Source organism: Serratia marcescens (assembly GCF_029846115.1).
Lineage (GTDB): Bacteria > Pseudomonadota > Gammaproteobacteria > Enterobacterales > Enterobacteriaceae > Serratia > Serratia marcescens_L.
This window is the reverse complement of the sequence record NZ_JARVZZ010000001.1, coordinates 1,421,883-1,436,453: the sequence shown is the minus strand read 5'-3', so window position 1 is coordinate 1,436,453 and position 14,571 is coordinate 1,421,883. Positions and strand designations below refer to the sequence as shown.

General features: G+C 55.6%; 14 protein-coding genes. 9 read left to right on the top strand and 5 right to left on the bottom strand.

The window, feature by feature from the left end; translation table 11 throughout:
• Window positions 1-26 precede the first annotated feature (26 nt).
• The gene (locus QDT79_RS06645; RefSeq protein ID WP_308316305.1) at window positions 27-551 is read right to left on the bottom strand and encodes an NAD(P)H-dependent oxidoreductase; all 525 of its coding nucleotides are present in this window, start codon (window positions 549-551) and stop codon (window positions 27-29) included.
• A 106-nt stretch (window positions 552-657) separates the two neighbouring features.
• Here QDT79_RS06645 and QDT79_RS06640 point away from each other — a divergent pair, with 106 nt between their 5' ends.
• From QDT79_RS06640 to nrdG, 3 genes are all read left to right on the top strand, one after another.
• Complete coding sequence (locus QDT79_RS06640) at window positions 658-1,572, top strand: LysR family transcriptional regulator (RefSeq protein WP_308316304.1); 915 nt, start codon at window positions 658-660, stop codon at window positions 1,570-1,572.
• Between the two features lie 244 nt (window positions 1,573-1,816).
• Window positions 1,817-3,955 carry an anaerobic ribonucleoside-triphosphate reductase gene (gene nrdD, locus QDT79_RS06635; RefSeq protein WP_004933403.1) on the top strand — a complete coding sequence of 713 codons (2,139 nt, stop codon included), beginning with the start codon at window positions 1,817-1,819 and terminating at the stop codon, window positions 3,953-3,955.
• Between the two features lie 168 nt (window positions 3,956-4,123).
• The gene (gene nrdG / locus QDT79_RS06630; RefSeq protein ID WP_130017456.1) at window positions 4,124-4,588 is read left to right on the top strand and encodes an anaerobic ribonucleoside-triphosphate reductase-activating protein; all 465 of its coding nucleotides are present in this window, start codon (window positions 4,124-4,126) and stop codon (window positions 4,586-4,588) included.
• 215 nt (window positions 4,589-4,803) lie between these two features.
• Here nrdG and QDT79_RS06625 read toward each other — a convergent pair whose 3' ends face one another.
• The 4 genes from QDT79_RS06625 to QDT79_RS06610 all read right to left on the bottom strand — a co-directional run bounded on the left by QDT79_RS06625 (window position 4,804) and on the right by QDT79_RS06610 (window position 9,858).
• Entirely contained in the window at window positions 4,804-5,901 is a 1,098-nt protein-coding gene (locus QDT79_RS06625) for a reverse transcriptase domain-containing protein (RefSeq protein WP_308316303.1), read from the bottom strand.
• A 120-nt stretch (window positions 5,902-6,021) separates the two neighbouring features.
• Window positions 6,022-8,286 carry a retron Eco8 family effector endonuclease gene (locus QDT79_RS06620; protein ID WP_308316302.1) on the bottom strand — a complete coding sequence of 755 codons (2,265 nt, stop codon included), beginning with the start codon at window positions 8,284-8,286 and terminating at the stop codon, window positions 6,022-6,024.
• 274 nt (window positions 8,287-8,560) lie between these two features.
• Window positions 8,561-8,752 (bottom strand): hypothetical protein, encoded by a 192-nt coding sequence (locus QDT79_RS06615; RefSeq protein WP_308316301.1) that lies wholly within the window; start codon window positions 8,750-8,752, stop codon window positions 8,561-8,563.
• 50 nt (window positions 8,753-8,802) lie between these two features.
• The gene (locus tag QDT79_RS06610; RefSeq protein WP_308316300.1) at window positions 8,803-9,858 is read right to left on the bottom strand and encodes a permease; all 1,056 of its coding nucleotides are present in this window, start codon (window positions 9,856-9,858) and stop codon (window positions 8,803-8,805) included.
• 227 nt (window positions 9,859-10,085) lie between these two features.
• Between QDT79_RS06610 and phnF the strand changes: the two genes are divergently transcribed.
• From phnF to phnK, 6 genes are read left to right on the top strand one after another with little or no spacing between them, the layout of a single operon-like run.
• Window positions 10,086-10,814, top strand: a complete 729-nt coding sequence (gene phnF / locus QDT79_RS06605; RefSeq protein WP_015376439.1) for a phosphonate metabolism transcriptional regulator PhnF — start codon at window positions 10,086-10,088, stop codon at window positions 10,812-10,814.
• Window positions 10,815-11,258, top strand: a complete 444-nt coding sequence (gene phnG / locus QDT79_RS06600; protein WP_019453314.1) for a phosphonate C-P lyase system protein PhnG — start codon at window positions 10,815-10,817, stop codon at window positions 11,256-11,258. It abuts the gene before it with no gap.
• A gap of 3 nt (window positions 11,259-11,261) precedes the next feature.
• Window positions 11,262-11,843, top strand: a complete 582-nt coding sequence (phnH, locus tag QDT79_RS06595) for a phosphonate C-P lyase system protein PhnH (protein ID WP_308316299.1) — start codon at window positions 11,262-11,264, stop codon at window positions 11,841-11,843.
• Window positions 11,843-12,928, top strand: a complete 1,086-nt coding sequence (locus QDT79_RS06590) for a carbon-phosphorus lyase complex subunit (RefSeq protein WP_041037630.1) — start codon at window positions 11,843-11,845, stop codon at window positions 12,926-12,928. Before phnH ends, QDT79_RS06590 begins: the two co-directional genes overlap by 1 nt.
• Window positions 12,921-13,781, top strand: coding sequence for an alpha-D-ribose 1-methylphosphonate 5-phosphate C-P-lyase PhnJ (locus QDT79_RS06585; protein ID WP_004933420.1), 861 nt, complete (start codon window positions 12,921-12,923; stop codon window positions 13,779-13,781). Before QDT79_RS06590 ends, QDT79_RS06585 begins: the two co-directional genes overlap by 8 nt.
• A complete protein-coding gene (phnK, locus tag QDT79_RS06580) occupies window positions 13,781-14,569 on the top strand; it encodes a phosphonate C-P lyase system protein PhnK (RefSeq protein WP_308316298.1) in 789 nt (262 codons plus the stop codon). Before QDT79_RS06585 ends, phnK begins: the two co-directional genes overlap by 1 nt.
• Window positions 14,570-14,571 lie beyond the last annotated feature (2 nt).

Below are 14,571 nucleotides of genomic sequence, written 5' to 3'. Positions count from 1 at the left end.
CCGCAGGGCGCGGCGAGCGCTGCGCCCTACAATGTCTCCATCAGCGCCACCACCCCGGCGGCCGCTTGCGCCAACTGCTCATCGCTCATGTCGGTCACGCCCTGCACCAGATGCGGCGGCAGATAATCCATGCCGGTCAGGTTAGCCAGCGCGTGGAACGGCAGCAGCAGATCCTGCACCGGATAGCGGTTGTAGCCTGCCGGCGTGTAGGCCTGCGCGTTGCCGCCGGTGCTCACCACCAGCTGCAGCGGCTTGCCGTGCAGTTTAGTGCCCTCGCTGCCGTAGGCGAAACCATAGGTTAATACCGCGTCCTGCCATTCGCGCAGGATCGCCGGCGAGCTGTACCAGAAAAACGGGAACATCATCACCACCGCATCATGACTTTCCAGCAGCTCCTGTTCACGCGCCACGTCGATGCGGTAATCCGGGTAAGCGCGGATAAGCTCGTGCACGGTCACGTTAGGCAGCGGGCGCACGGCCTCGATCAGCGCCTGGTTGATGCGCGACTCGTCGGGGGTGCGGTGGGCGGTTAACACTAAAATGCGTGACATAAAGGATTCCTTGAACGTAAAGAAGATGAGGCATTTTTCCATTTCTGCCGCTTCGGGTGTAGGCTGTTCAAGGTCACTTCAATTTCAACCGAAAGTATCAACCACTATGTCGCTGCCCTTTGACGTGCACCGCCTGCTGCCGGCCTTCCTCGCCGCCGCGCAGGCGCAAAATTTCTCCGCCGCCGCCCGCCAGCTGGGCGTCACGCCGGCGGCGGTCAGCAAAAATATCCGCGCGCTGGAAGAGAAGCTGGCGCTGCGGCTGTTTCAGCGCAACACCCACAACGTGCTGCTGACCGACGAGGGCAAAGCGCTGCTGGCGCAGGTGGCGCCGCTGTGGCAGGCGTTGGCGGCGACGCTGGAAAGCGCCGGCGGCGAACGGCAGGCGCCGGCCGGGGTGGTGCGCGTCACGATGATCCCCGGCTTCGGCCGCCAGATGCTGATGCCGTTGATCCCGCAATTTCTGGAGCGCTACCCGCAGATCGATCTCGATCTGTCGCTGGACGCCCGGGTGGTGAATCTGGTGGGCGAAGGTTTCGACGTCGGCATCGGCAGCCGGGTCGATCCCGACAGCCGGCTGGTGGCCCGCCCGCTCTACCCGATGCACATGGTGCTGGCGGCGTCGCCCGACTATCTGGCGCGGCGCGGTGAACCGCAAACGCCACACGACCTGCTGCGGCACGACTGCCTGCTGCACCGTAACCCCAGCAACGGCCGCCACGTCAAATGGCAGCTGCGCCATCAGGGTGAAACGCTGGCGCTGGATCTGAACGGCCGATTGGTGGTGAGCCGCCCGGAAATGTTGCTGGATGCGGCGCTGGCCGGGCTGGGCATCGTCAACCTGGCGCGCTGGTACCTCGAAAAGCACTTTGAGCAGGGCACGCTGCGGCCGGTGCTGGCGGAGTGCTGGCCGCGCCCGGTGCAGCTGTGGCTCTATTACGCCTCGGCGGATCTGCCGCCGCGGGTGCGCGTCTGGGTCGACTTTCTGCTGGAACATTTTCGCGATCGGCCAGTGAGCGATTGACGACTGTTCAGCTTGCGCACGCTCTTCCGATTTCCTTGTCCTACATCAAAAGAATCGCGCCAATATCTATATATAGTGCATTAAGAATTGCGAACACCTATATATAGTAGTTATCCACAAAATCATCCACACGCCGCCACAGCCCTTGCGCGCTGCGGCTTTGCCCTGTGGATAAGCGAAATTTGACGGTTGCTCGCCACGCCAGGCGGGTATGAACGCTCCCTCGGGGAACAAGGAGTACAACGTGAAACCAGTAGTGATTAAGCGGGACGGTTGCCAGGTACCTTTTGACGAAGCGCGCATCGCGCAGGCCATCGAGCGCGCCGCGCTGGCGGTGGGCGTGGTCGACGCCGACTACTGCGCCACCGTCGCCCGCGTGGTCGCTCAGCGCATGGAGCAGCAGCCGCGCGTCGATATCCACGAGATCCAGCAGGCGGTGGAAAACCAGCTGATGGCCGGCGAGTACAAACAGCTGGCGCGCGCCTATATCGAATACCGCCACGATCGCGACGTGGCGCGCGAGCTGCGCGGCCGCCTGAACCAGGAGATTCGCGGCCTGGTCGAGCAGAGTAACCGCGCGCTGCTGAACGAGAACGCCAACAAGGACAGCAAGGTGATCCCCACCCAGCGCGACCTGCTGGCGGGCATCGTCGCCAAACACTACGCCAAGCAGCACATCCTGCCACGCGACGTGGTGCTGGCCCATGAACGCGGCGAAATTCACTACCACGATCTCGACTACTCACCGTTCTTCCCGATGTTCAACTGCATGCTGATCGATCTGAAAGGCATGCTGACCAACGGCTTCAAGATGGGCAACGCCGAAATCGAGCCGCCGAAGTCGATCTCCACCGCCACCGCCGTGACCGCGCAGATCATCGCCCAGGTTGCCAGCCATATCTATGGCGGCACCACCATCAACCGCATCGATGAAATTCTGGCGCCGTTCGTCGACGAGAGCTTCCGCAAACACCTGCAGGTGGCGGAGGAATGGCAGATCCCGGACGCCAAAGGCTATGCCATGGCGCGCACCGAGAAAGAGTGTTACGACGCCTTCCAGTCGCTGGAGTACGAGGTCAACACCCTGCACACCGCCAATGGCCAGACGCCGTTCGTCACCTTCGGCTTCGGCCTCGGCACCAGCTGGGAGTCGCGCCTGATCCAGCGCTCGATCCTGAAAAACCGCATCGCCGGGCTGGGCAAAAACCGCAAGACCGCCGTGTTCCCCAAGCTGGTGTTCGCCATCCGCGACGGCCTCAACCACCAGTACGGCGATCCGAACTACGACATCAAGCAGCTGGCGCTGGAGTGCGCCAGCAAGCGCATGTACCCGGACATCCTCAACTACGATCAGGTGGTGAAGGTCACCGGCTCGTTCAAAACGCCGATGGGCTGCCGCAGCTTCCTCGGCACCTACGAGCAGGACGGCGAACTGGTGCACGACGGCCGCAACAACATCGGCGTCATCAGCCTCAACCTGCCGCGCATCGCGCTGGAGGCGATGGGCGATGAGTCGCGCTTCTGGGCGCTGCTGGATCAGCGCCTGCAGCTGGCGAAAAAGGCCCTGATGACGCGCATCGCCCGGCTGGAAGGCATCAAGGCGCGGGTGGCGCCAATCTTGTACATGGAAGGCGCCTGCGGCGTGCGGCTCAAGGCCGACGATAACATCGCCGACATATTCAAGAACGGCCGCGCTTCAATTTCGCTGGGCTATATCGGCCTGCACGAGACCATCAACGCGCTGTTCGGCGGCGAAAACCACGTGTATGACGACGAAGCGCTGCGCGCCAAAGCGGTGGCGATCGTCGCGCGCCTGCGCGCCGCCGTCGACGCCTGGAAAGACGAGACCGGCTACGGCTTCAGCCTCTACAGTACGCCGAGCGAGAACCTGTGCGATCGCTTCTGCCGGCTGGACACCGCCGATTTCGGCGTGGTGCCGGGCGTCACCGACAAGGGCTATTACACCAACAGCTTCCACCTTGACGTGGAGAAGAAGGTCAATCCGTACGACAAGCTGGACTTCGAAGCGCCCTACCCGCCGTTGGCCAGCGGCGGCTTCATCTGCTACGGCGAATACCCGAACCTGCAGCACAACCTGAAGGCGCTGGAAGACGTGTGGGACTACAGCTACAGCCGGGTGCCTTACTACGGCACCAACACGCCGATTGACGAGTGCTACGAATGCGGCTTCACCGGTGAATTCTCCTGCACCAGCAAAGGCTTCACCTGCCCGAAATGCGGCAACCACGACTCGGCCAAGGTCTCGGTCACCCGTCGGGTGTGCGGCTATCTCGGCAGCCCCGATGCCCGGCCGTTCAACGCCGGCAAGCAGGAAGAGGTGAAGCGCCGGGTGAAACACCTCGGCAACGGGCAGCTTGGTTGAAAGGCACCGCGCAGCTTATGCAGAAGCCTGTTCATCAGGCGTGATTGTCGCCGCCAGTTTGCCTTCGGCCAGCGCGCACCAACCGGAGCGTACACGCAGTACGTGAGGATTGGCAGCACTGCCCGGAGGCAAAATGGCCAGTAAAATAGCCTGATGGGCAGGCCTCACATGAATTATCACCAGTACTACCCGATTGACGTCGTCAACGGCCCCGGCACCCGCTGCACGCTGTTTGTCGCCGGCTGCGTGCACCAGTGCCCCGGTTGCTACAACAAAAGCACCTGGCGGCTCAACTCCGGCCAGCCGTTTACCCCGGCGCTGGAAGACCGCATCATCACCGATCTGAACGATCCGCGCGTGCCGCGCCAGGGGCTGTCGCTCTCCGGCGGCGATCCGCTGCATCCGGCCAACGTGCCGAGCATATTGCAGTTGGTGAAACGGGTGCGCGCCGAATGCCCCGGCAAGGATATCTGGCTGTGGACCGGCTACCGGCTGGCGGAACTGGACGCGCAGCAAATGCAGGTGGTGGACAGGATCAACGTGCTGATCGACGGCAAGTTCGTGCAGGATTTGAAAGACCCGGCGCTGATCTGGCGCGGCAGCAGTAACCAAGTGGTGCATAGGTTGCGATGAGCTAGCAGTATGTATCTCAACAGTGTTGATCCAGAGTCGACTGGAGACGGCTACGGCATAAAGCAAATCTGACGGACGGGTATTGTATGTGCCTGGAGCAGAGGTTGCTAGGAGGCATGTCAGTCAATGATTGTTTTATTGGGACGCTTATACCAACAACTAATTTTTACTTTTAAGGCCCTAACTTTAGGGCCATTATTTTAAATTTTTTAGCACTAGGATTTTAGCAACACGCTAGAAATTTCATCAATAATCGCTGAGTACTTGGTAATTTCTTTTTCGTGAAAACATCCAAATTTCTCATTAAATTTCACCAATGAAATTAAATAAGAACGATAACCAGCCAGCTTATTATGAAACTGAGAGTTATAAAACTTCATTACAAATTGATCTGCATTATTTTTGTACTTAACACTTGGTGGTTTTACTGAGAATACCTTTTGGCAGATATGTTCTTTAGAATACCCTTTTTTATATTTATCCAATGCTTTCCTTATCAAGTAGGTCTTCCCATTAGATATTCTCAAGCTTCCTCGCTCACCTCCTCCATCTTTATTCTCAATCACATAACCATTCAGTGAAACAATACCTCTTTTAAATATTTTTTTATGTACATTGAGGTTCAGTCCTGCAATGTTAACAATGGAGGATATTTCTTTATCAAAATGCTCGCTTCCAAGAAGGTTGTCTTTTCCAGAACTTGAAAAAAGCATATCATCGGCATAGCGCGTGTACATAATGCTTCTTTTGTCACACAGATTTTTAATTAAAATATCTAACTTTCTGAAAATTATATTGGATATAAATGGTGATGTAGAAAATCCCATTGGGAATATTCTTTTTTTCTTATCATTGAGTTCTACTTCAACAGATAAACTATTCAAAAAAGCGTCAACAACTTTTATTTTTTTATTTACTAAATATTCATCTTCAAAGTAGGATTTAAAACATTCTCTTGCATAATCGTAGTTTATATTATGAAAAAAATTACACAAGTCAATTCGACAAAAATTTTCACCATAGATATGAGGTTCTAAAAAATGTAAATAACTTAATTTCTTACGATAGGCAATTGCGGGTGAACTAAGGGGTACCTTTTGCAGGAAATTTCTTATGATTCTTTCTTGTATTTTTTTATGTGGAGAGTTTTGTTTAATAGAGAAAAACACTCTATTGTTAAATGAAATATTTTGATATTCACTATTGGTAATATTAGGAACTCCGTGAGTCATAATAATATCATCGGTGAACGTTTCTCTAAGGTAAAAATTTTTGTAAAAATCACTGCTAATTTTCGTAATTTTGTGCTTCATAAAAAAGCTTCCTCTTCGATACCAATAACATCTTTACACCCCGTGAGGCTTAAAGCGGCTTGGCGGACGCAAGATAATCCGAGCTAGTGTTTGCTGGAGCAAGTGACGGCATGCGTCAACTCATTTGAGTCCTCCAGCTTCTATCGAAGAAGAAGCATGATCAATAATATGTGATAATTCAGGGAAAGCCAAGCGAAAATTTTTTCCGACATTTTCTTTATCTAGGCTTACATAATGATTTATACTAAAATCAATGAAGCTAGTGACCCAACCAGAAGTCTTTCCCATGTAAGAGTTCAAAAAAGAGAAATTTTCCGACTTCAGTTTTTTAATATAATCTAATATATCTTGACAAATCGGTTTTTGAGCAATTTTGTAATGCATTTCAAGACTTACTAATGTTTCTGTTTTGCCGCTAAAAGCAAGGCGAAGAATAGCCAGCTGATCCTTTACATCAGGGATATTTTCTTTAAACTCTTCAATTATTTCTTTCACATATCTAATTTTAATAATATTCAATAGTCTCATATGACGTAATGACAAGTCATGATTAGATCGACAATTCGAAAATATTTTTAAAAATAGATGTTTAGATTGAGTTTTAATGTCATATTTACGCAATAAGGCATCAATCATTTTGGAGGGGTTATTATTATTTATACCAAAATCCTTCATTATTAAATCTCTAATCCATAAAGAGAATAAGTCTAAAGAAGATTCATTAATCAATGAGCCTTCTATAGTTGTAGATGTATAATAAACATTATCTCTAGAGGATAGAAAATTAACTGCATTTATAACTCTGGCGATACTAAACCGTCTAAATCTTAAGCCATTATCACTAAATGCCACTTTTCTTCCATCTTGACTTTCAAGAAACTTAGCTGTATCAAAAAAAGGTTTTCTATGTTTTGAAAAATAAGTTAGCCTGTCATTCTTTATGCATTTATTGATAATTGCCTTTCCCTTTGCATTAAATCTAAACCTCCCTTGCTCGAAGTCAATTACAGCAATCTGATCAATATCTTTTACTATCAGAAATGGAATTGCTGCATTTGAATAGCTTGGCTTTATATTTTTCAACATTACTTCATCGCAATCATACACATCTAACCTTTTAAACACAGGAAACAACTTTTGCAAATTATAATTTCTAAATAATTCAACTTCAGTAGAACCCTCTACAAACAGTATATATTCACTAAAGAAAAGACGAGCCTCATTATCGCTAAGCATATTTATAAACCTAGCATCATCATATTTGGAATTTAATTTCGATACTATGGTCGAGCCATCACTTCCTTTTGAAAAATGTAAAACCTGTTGCTTTCTTAAAAAAGATTTTAATGTTAGCTTTAGCAAACTCGAAGAGTGAGTGCTAAATATAAATGTTGGATATGGCGTTGAATATTTATTAATTTCAATTTCTTTAGAAGTTTTATCGTACTTTTTATATGTCAGGCTTAAGTTTTCAATAAAACTCTCACTTAGTTTTGGATGCAACCCAATTTCAGGTTCATCAATATATATAATTGGGTTGATGAATTCTGTTCTCGTTAATGAAATTAATAAGTTAAGTATAACTTCAAGGTATTTATGGGAATTTGTACCATCAGACTGAACATGTAACTCTTCACCTTTGTTTGTAAAAATATCACCATCTAAAACTATCTTGAGATAATTAACAACTTTATCTTTATATGTATAAGGTTTCGTGTGAATTACATTTTCAACTCTTTCTATATACTTCTTGTAACTCCCTCGTTTAGTTGATATTTTCTCATCCAAGAACTCGAGAAGGTCTTCTTTCTTAATTTCAGAAAAATTAAACGAATTTATACTACTCACCATTTTCCAAATACTATTCCAATCGTATAAATTAATATGTCTGGTTTCAATATGGAAAAAAGGGAATAAAGTTTTAATTAAACGTCGAGCATTTTGATCTTTAATAGACCAAGTTATAGAATCATCTTTGGAAATTGTGAGAGTTATACTATAAGTACTTTTACTCTGAAAACTAAAAGGGAAAGTAAAAGGGAAAACTAATTCATGTGGCTTTCGGATAAATGATTGTGGCCTAAACAATGTGTTATAAATATGTTTATGGAAGCGACCATTATTGTTGGGATTCATTGCAATCTTCTTTATTCTTGTCACATCATAGGTTAATGTTATTGATCCTGAGGGAGTGTAACTAGAATTAAAGTCGGGAGGTATTACTTTTATATCATCAAGTTTGTCATAAAAATATCTCAACATTTTCATAAGATTAGATTTTCCAGCATTATTCATTCCTATAATGCAATTGACATCCTCTAACGAACTTATTGTTACATCATCAAAGGATAGCAAATTCTTTATTCTTATACTTTGCAAGCCCATAAAAGACACTCCTTATAAAAATAAGATTTTATATTTCTACACACCGGTTAGTATCTCAACCGCCCGTCCGGGATAGTTCTAGTTTATTTTTCAAACTGTGGCTTTGATTATTATATATGAATGATACATTTACAAATCCTATTTTTATTTGATAACTACTTCCACACAAATAATATAATTTCTTTTATATGCAGCGTCGGCTTCTCACTCAAACCTGCTGCCAGATAAAATTCTGCTCTATCCACAGAACCTGCCAGCCCTGCACAAATCCCCCTCAATCCCCCCGCCAATAACGCCCCCGGACTTTCGCTTTAAAGATAGCCATTCGTTTTTCTACCTCCGAATGGCTGAGATAAACCGCGGTGCCGTTTCTTAAGCGTTCAAGGGCGGCATCTACCCTTTCACGCAACGCTTGCTCCAGGAACATCGCCTCTACGTCCATTTCAGATTTATTCCGCTGTTCCATTGCCATCTCCTCCTTGAGACAGCATCGGGCCACTCAGCAACAGCGGTAAGTTACACCAACCCCATCCCCACCACGCCGGTCAGTACGCCGCACAGCGCCACCAGCGCCGCCGTCAGGCACAGCGCCCGGGCGGAGAAGGCCTTGTTGAGCATCAGCAGCGAAGGCAGGCTGACTGCCGGCAGGGTCATCAGCAGCGCCAGCGCCGGGCCGGCGCCCATGCCCGCCAGCATCATGGTCTGTACGATCGGGATTTCCGCCGCGGTGGGGATAACGAACAGGCAGCCGACGATCGCCAGCGCGATGATCCACAGCAGGCTATTGTCGACGGCGCTGTCGGCGTGTGGGAACAGCCAGACTCGCGCCGCGCCCAGCGCCAGCACCGCCAGCACGTAGATCGGGATGGTCGACCAAAACAGCGCCCACAGCGCTTTGCCCCAGCGGGCAAGGAACGGCCGCTCGTCGCTCTGCGCCGTCATCACCAGCGGCTGCGGCGCGGCAGGCTGCGGATCGTTGGCGGTCATGCGCTGCACCAGCCAGGCGATGCCCAGCACCATCACCACGCCCGCCACCAGGCGGATGGCGGCGAACGGCCAACCGAGCACAAACCCCATGAATACCAGCGTCGCCGGGTTCAGTACCGGGTTGGCGAGCCAAAAGGCCAGCGCGGCGCCGCTGGATACCGACTGGCGGCGCATGCCGGCGGCGACCGGCGCGGCGCAGCAGGTACACATCATGCCCGGCAGCGCGATCAGCGCCCCCAGCACGGTGCCGGAAAAACGCCGGTGGCCAAGCGTGCGCGCCAGCCAGTCGCGCGGGATCAGCACCTGCACCAGCGAACCTAACAGCACCCCGAGCAGCGCCGCCTTCCATACCGCGGTGAAGTAGACCAGCGCGTACTGCCAGGCCGCCAGCCAGGGGCTCGCGGCGCCGTCGGCCAGGATCGATTTGCCGATCGAGTGGCTGTCCGCCGCCACGAAGGCCTTGCCGTAGTAAGGCTGCCATTTGACGTAGTAGAGGCCGACGGCCACCACCAGCAGAAACAGGATCGGTTTCCACAGCGGCCAGGCGCGTGGGGCGTGTTCAGGGGCGTTCAGAGATTGCGGCATGGTAGCGGCCAGAGTCAGTCAACAGTGGCGCCAGCATAGCGCGCCGCCGCCGCCCGTGCACGCCCGGGCTGTCCTAAATAGTTCATCTGTTCGCCACCGAGGCGTAACGCGATTGTCATCTGTGCCCGGCACCATGATGCCAACTTGAAAACCACAGGGTAGACGCACGATGAAACGCACCGCTTCCGCCTTCATCGCACAGCCATCGGTATGACGAGGTTTTTATTATGATGGAGTTATCTAGACATCCGACCACTTACCCCACCCGCTATCAGCAGATCGCCGCGCAGCTGGAACAGGAGCTGCGCACGCAGTACCGCTGCGGCGACTACCTGCCTTCGGAACAGCAGCTGGCCGAACGTTACCAGGTCAATCGCCACACCCTGCGCCGCGCGGTGGATCAGCTGGTGGAGCGCGGCTGGCTGCAGCGCCGCCACGGCGTCGGCATTCTGGTGCTGATGCGGCCTTACGACTACCCGCTGCACGCCAATACCCGCTTCAGCCAGAACCTGTTCGAGCAGGGCAGCCACCCCACCAGTGAGCGCTTACTCGCTGTCTTGCGCCCGTGCAATGGGCATGTCGCCAGCGCACTCTCGCGTGAAGAAGGCGAAATGGTGATCCACCTGCGCACCCTGCGCCGGGTCAACGGCGTGCCGATGAGCGTGATCGACCACTATCTGCCCGATCTGGACTGGTGGCCAGCGCTGCAGCAGTTCCACAGCGGTTCGCTGCACCAGTTTATCGAACAGCACCTCCAGCAGCCGCTGACCCGTCGCCAGACGCGCATCAGCGCGCGCCGCGCGCAGGCCAAAGAGAGCCGGCTGCTGGAGATCGCCACCCACGCGCCGCTGCTGTGCGTGCGCACCCTTAACGTCCGCAGCGGCGGCGAAGACGTGGCGGAATACTCCGTCAGCCTGGCCCGCGCCGACATGATTGAACTGACGATGGAGCACTGAATGCAAGCCTTAGAGTCGAGACAACGCTGGATGTCGGTGCTGGCGCACAGTCGGCCCGAGCAGCTGCGCAGCCACTGGCAGGCGCTGAACCTCAGCCCGGGTTACCGCAGCATCCGCGCGCCGGAGATCGGCCTGGCCCAGCTGCAGGGGCGCATGGGCGCCACCGGCCGCCGCTTCGTGCTGGGGGACATGACGGTCACCCGCGCGGTGGTGCAGCTGGACAACGGCGGCTACGGCTACAGCTATATCGCCGGGCGCGACAAGGCGCACGCCGAGCTGTGCGCGCTGGCCGATGCGCTGCTGCAACAGCCGGAACACGGCGAACGCCTGCAACAACAGCTGATCGCGCCGCTGGCCGCGCTGCAGCACGAGCAGCGCCAGCTGCGCGCCCGGGCGATCGCCGCCAGCCGGGTGGATTTCTTTACGCTGGTGCGAGGGGATTAAGCCATGAGTTTATTGACCGGTTTTGAGCAACCGATAGACCAATCGCAGCACGCTTTCCGTTTGATTCTTAAAGCCTTGAGCGAACCGGGCCACCGGGTGACGCTGCCGAACGGCCCGGCCTGGGCGCCGCTGAACGCCGCCAGCACCGCCGCGCTGCTGACGCTGGCCGATCAGGAAACGCCGCTGCAGCTGTGCACTGCGCTAAAAAGTGAGCAAGTGCTAACAAACATTCGTTTTCACAGCGGTGCGCCGCTGGCCGCCACGGCGCAGGAGGTCTGTTTTGCCCTGTTCGATGAGCAGCTGCAGGCCGCCGATCTGCAGGCGTTGCCGCACGGCACTGAAATCTCGCCGGAGTTCGGCGCCACGGTCATCGTGCAGCTCACCGAGCTGGAGAACGGCGCCGCGCTGCGCCTGACCGGCCCCGGCATCGAGAGCCAACGCCTGATCGCGCCACGCCTGCCGCCGGCGCTGCTGGATTACCTGGTCAACCGCCCGCAGCGCTTCCCGCTGGGGCTGGATATTTTGCTGACCTGCGGCGATCGCCTGCTGGCGATCCCGCGGACCACCCGCGTGGAGGTGTGCTGATGTACGTAGCGGTAAAAGGGGGCGAAAAAGCCATTGAGGCCGCCCATCAGCTGCAGGAACAGCTGCGGCGCGGCGACGACGCGCTGCCGGCGATCGGCGCGGAACAAATCGAACAGCAGCTGGGGCTGGCGGTGGATCGGGTGATGACCGAAGGCGGCATCTACGATCGCGAGCTGGCGGCGCTGGCCATCAAACAGGCCAGCGGCGATCTGGTGGAGGCGATCTTCCTGCTGCGCGCCTATCGCACCACCCTGCCGCGCCTGGCGGTCAGCGAGCCGCTGGCCAGCGAAAACATGCGGCTGGAGCGGCGCATCTCGGCGGTTTACAAGGACTTGCCCGGCGGGCAGGTGCTGGGGCCGACCTACGACTACACCCACCGGCTGCTGGACTTCGCGCTGCTGGCGGAAGGCGAGGCGCCGCGTGCGCCGCAGGCCGACGAACCGCTGCCGGACAACTGCAGCCACGTGTTCGATCTGTTGTGTCGCCAACAGCTGGCGCGGGAGGAACAGGACGACGGCAGTACGCCGGACGACATCACCCGCAACCCGCCGGTTTACCCCTGCTCGCGCTCGGCGCGCCTGCAGCAGCTGGTGCGCGGTGACGAAGGTTTTCTGCTGGCACTCGGCTACGCCACCCAGCGCGGCTACGGCCGCAACCACCCGTTCGCCGGCGAGATCCGCACCGGCCACGTTTCGGTGGAGATCGTGCCTGAAGAGCTCGGTTTCGCCATCGATATCGGCGAAATCCTGCTGACCGAGTGCGAAATGGTCAACGGCTTCGTCGATCCAAAGGATCACCCGCCGCACTTCACCCGCGGTTACGGGCTGGTGTTCGGCCGCGCCGAACGCAAGGCGATGGCGATGGCGCTGGTGGACCGCGCATTGCAAAGCCCGGACTACGGCGAAGGCGTCGCCGGCCCGGCGCAGGACGAAGAGTTCGTGCTGGCCCACGCCGACAACGTCGAGGCCGCCGGGTTCGTCTCCCATCTCAAGCTGCCGCACTACGTCGACTTCCAGGCCGAACTGGAACTGCTCAAGCGGCTGCGACAGGAATACAGCGAGCGTCAGGAGGCCCGCGATGAGTGAAGTATTGACCGGCTATAACCTCGGCTATCTGGACGAGCAGACCAAGCGCATGATCCGCCGCGCCATCCTCAAGGCGGTGGCGATCCCCGGCTATCAGGTGCCGTTCGGCGGCCGCGAGATGCCGATGCCCTACGGCTGGGGCACCGGCGGCATTCAGCTCACCGCCAGCGTCATCGGCCGCGCCGACGTGCTGAAGGTGATCGACCAGGGCGCCGACGACACCACCAACGCGGTGTCGATCCGCCGCTTCTTCCAGCGTGTCGCCGGGGTGGAAACCACCGAACGCACGCCGGAGGCTACGCTGATCCAGACCCGTCACCGCATCCCGGAAACCGCATTGCGCGAAGACCAGATCCTGATCTATCAGGTGCCGATCCCGGAGCCGCTGCGCTTTATCGAACCGCGCGAAACCGAGACCCGCAAGATGCACGCGCTGGAGGAGTACGGCGTGATGCAGGTGAAGCTGTATGAAGACATCGCGCGCTACGGCCATATCGCCACCACCTACGCCTACCCGGTGAAGGTCAACGATCGCTACGTGATGGATCCGTCGCCGATCCCGAAATTCGACAACCCGAAAATGCACATGATGCCGGCGCTGCAGCTGTTCGGCGCCGGGCGCGAGAAACGCATCTACGCCCTGCCGCCGTTCACCAAGGTGGAGAGCCTGGACTTCGACGACCACCCGTTCAGCGTGCAGCAGTGGGACGAACCCTGCGCGCTGTGCGGCTCGCGCCACAGCTACCTGGACGAGGTGGTGCTCGACGATCGGGGCAACCGCATGTTCGTCTGTTCGGACACCGACTACTGCCGGCAGCAGCTGGCGCAATCTTCGCAAGAGGCGCAGCACTGATGACTTCCACCCCTTTGAGCACCACCCCGCAGCTGTCGGTGAACCGGCTCACCCACCTGTACGCCCCCGGCAAGGGCTTCAGCGACGTGTCGTTCGACATCTACCCCGGCGAAGTGCTGGGCATCGTCGGCGAATCCGGCTCCGGCAAAACCACGCTGCTGAAATCGATCTCGGCGCGGCTGGCACCGCAGCGCGGGCAGATCCTTTACCGCCCGCAGGCGGGCCAGGAACAGGATCTGTACGCCATGGCGGAGAGCGATCGCCGCCGCCTGCTGCGCACCGACTGGGGCGTGGTGCACCAGCACCCGCTCGACGGGCTGCGGCCGCAGGTCTCCGCCGGCGGCAACATCGGCGAGCGGCTGATGGCCATCGGCCAGCGCCACTATGGCGACATTCGCCGCCAGGCCGGCCAGTGGCTGGAAGACGTCGAAATCCCGCTGTCGCGCCTCGACGATCTGCCGACCACCTTCTCCGGCGGCATGCAGCAGCGGCTGCAGATCGCCCGCAATCTGGTGACCCACCCCAAGCTGGTGTTTATGGATGAGCCGACCGGCGGGCTGGACGTGTCGGTGCAGGCGCGCCTGCTCGATCTGCTGCGCAACCTGGTGGTGGAGATGCAGCTGGCGGCGGTGATCGTCACCCACGATCTCGGCGTGGCGCGGCTGCTGGCCCACCGCCTGCTGGTGATGAAACAGGGCGAAGTGGTGGAGAGCGGCCTGACCGACCGGGTGCTGGACGATCCGCACCATCCCTACACCCAGTTGCTGGTTTCTTCGGTGCTGTCGTAACC

What these genes read in the sequence shown, in the direction of transcription:
- QDT79_RS06645 (WP_308316305.1), bottom strand. Translation starts at nt 551, where the DNA reads ATGTCACGCATTTTAGTGTTAACCGCCCACCGCACCCCCGACGAGTCG.
- QDT79_RS06640 (WP_308316304.1), top strand. Translation starts at nt 658, where the DNA reads ATGTCGCTGCCCTTTGACGTGCACCGCCTGCTGCCGGCCTTCCTCGCC.
- nrdG (WP_130017456.1), top strand. Translation starts at nt 4,124, where the DNA reads ATGAATTATCACCAGTACTACCCGATTGACGTCGTCAACGGCCCCGGC.
- QDT79_RS06625 (WP_308316303.1), bottom strand. Translation starts at nt 5,901, where the DNA reads ATGAAGCACAAAATTACGAAAATTAGCAGTGATTTTTACAAAAATTTT.
- QDT79_RS06620 (WP_308316302.1), bottom strand. Translation starts at nt 8,286, where the DNA reads ATGGGCTTGCAAAGTATAAGAATAAAGAATTTGCTATCCTTTGATGAT.
- QDT79_RS06615 (WP_308316301.1), bottom strand. Translation starts at nt 8,752, where the DNA reads ATGGAACAGCGGAATAAATCTGAAATGGACGTAGAGGCGATGTTCCTG.
- QDT79_RS06610 (WP_308316300.1), bottom strand. Translation starts at nt 9,858, where the DNA reads ATGCCGCAATCTCTGAACGCCCCTGAACACGCCCCACGCGCCTGGCCG.
- phnF (WP_015376439.1), top strand. Translation starts at nt 10,086, where the DNA reads ATGATGGAGTTATCTAGACATCCGACCACTTACCCCACCCGCTATCAG.
- phnG (WP_019453314.1), top strand. Translation starts at nt 10,815, where the DNA reads ATGCAAGCCTTAGAGTCGAGACAACGCTGGATGTCGGTGCTGGCGCAC.
- phnH (WP_308316299.1), top strand. Translation starts at nt 11,262, where the DNA reads ATGAGTTTATTGACCGGTTTTGAGCAACCGATAGACCAATCGCAGCAC.
- QDT79_RS06590 (WP_041037630.1), top strand. Translation starts at nt 11,843, where the DNA reads ATGTACGTAGCGGTAAAAGGGGGCGAAAAAGCCATTGAGGCCGCCCAT.
- QDT79_RS06585 (WP_004933420.1), top strand. Translation starts at nt 12,921, where the DNA reads ATGAGTGAAGTATTGACCGGCTATAACCTCGGCTATCTGGACGAGCAG.
- phnK (WP_308316298.1), top strand. Translation starts at nt 13,781, where the DNA reads ATGACTTCCACCCCTTTGAGCACCACCCCGCAGCTGTCGGTGAACCGG.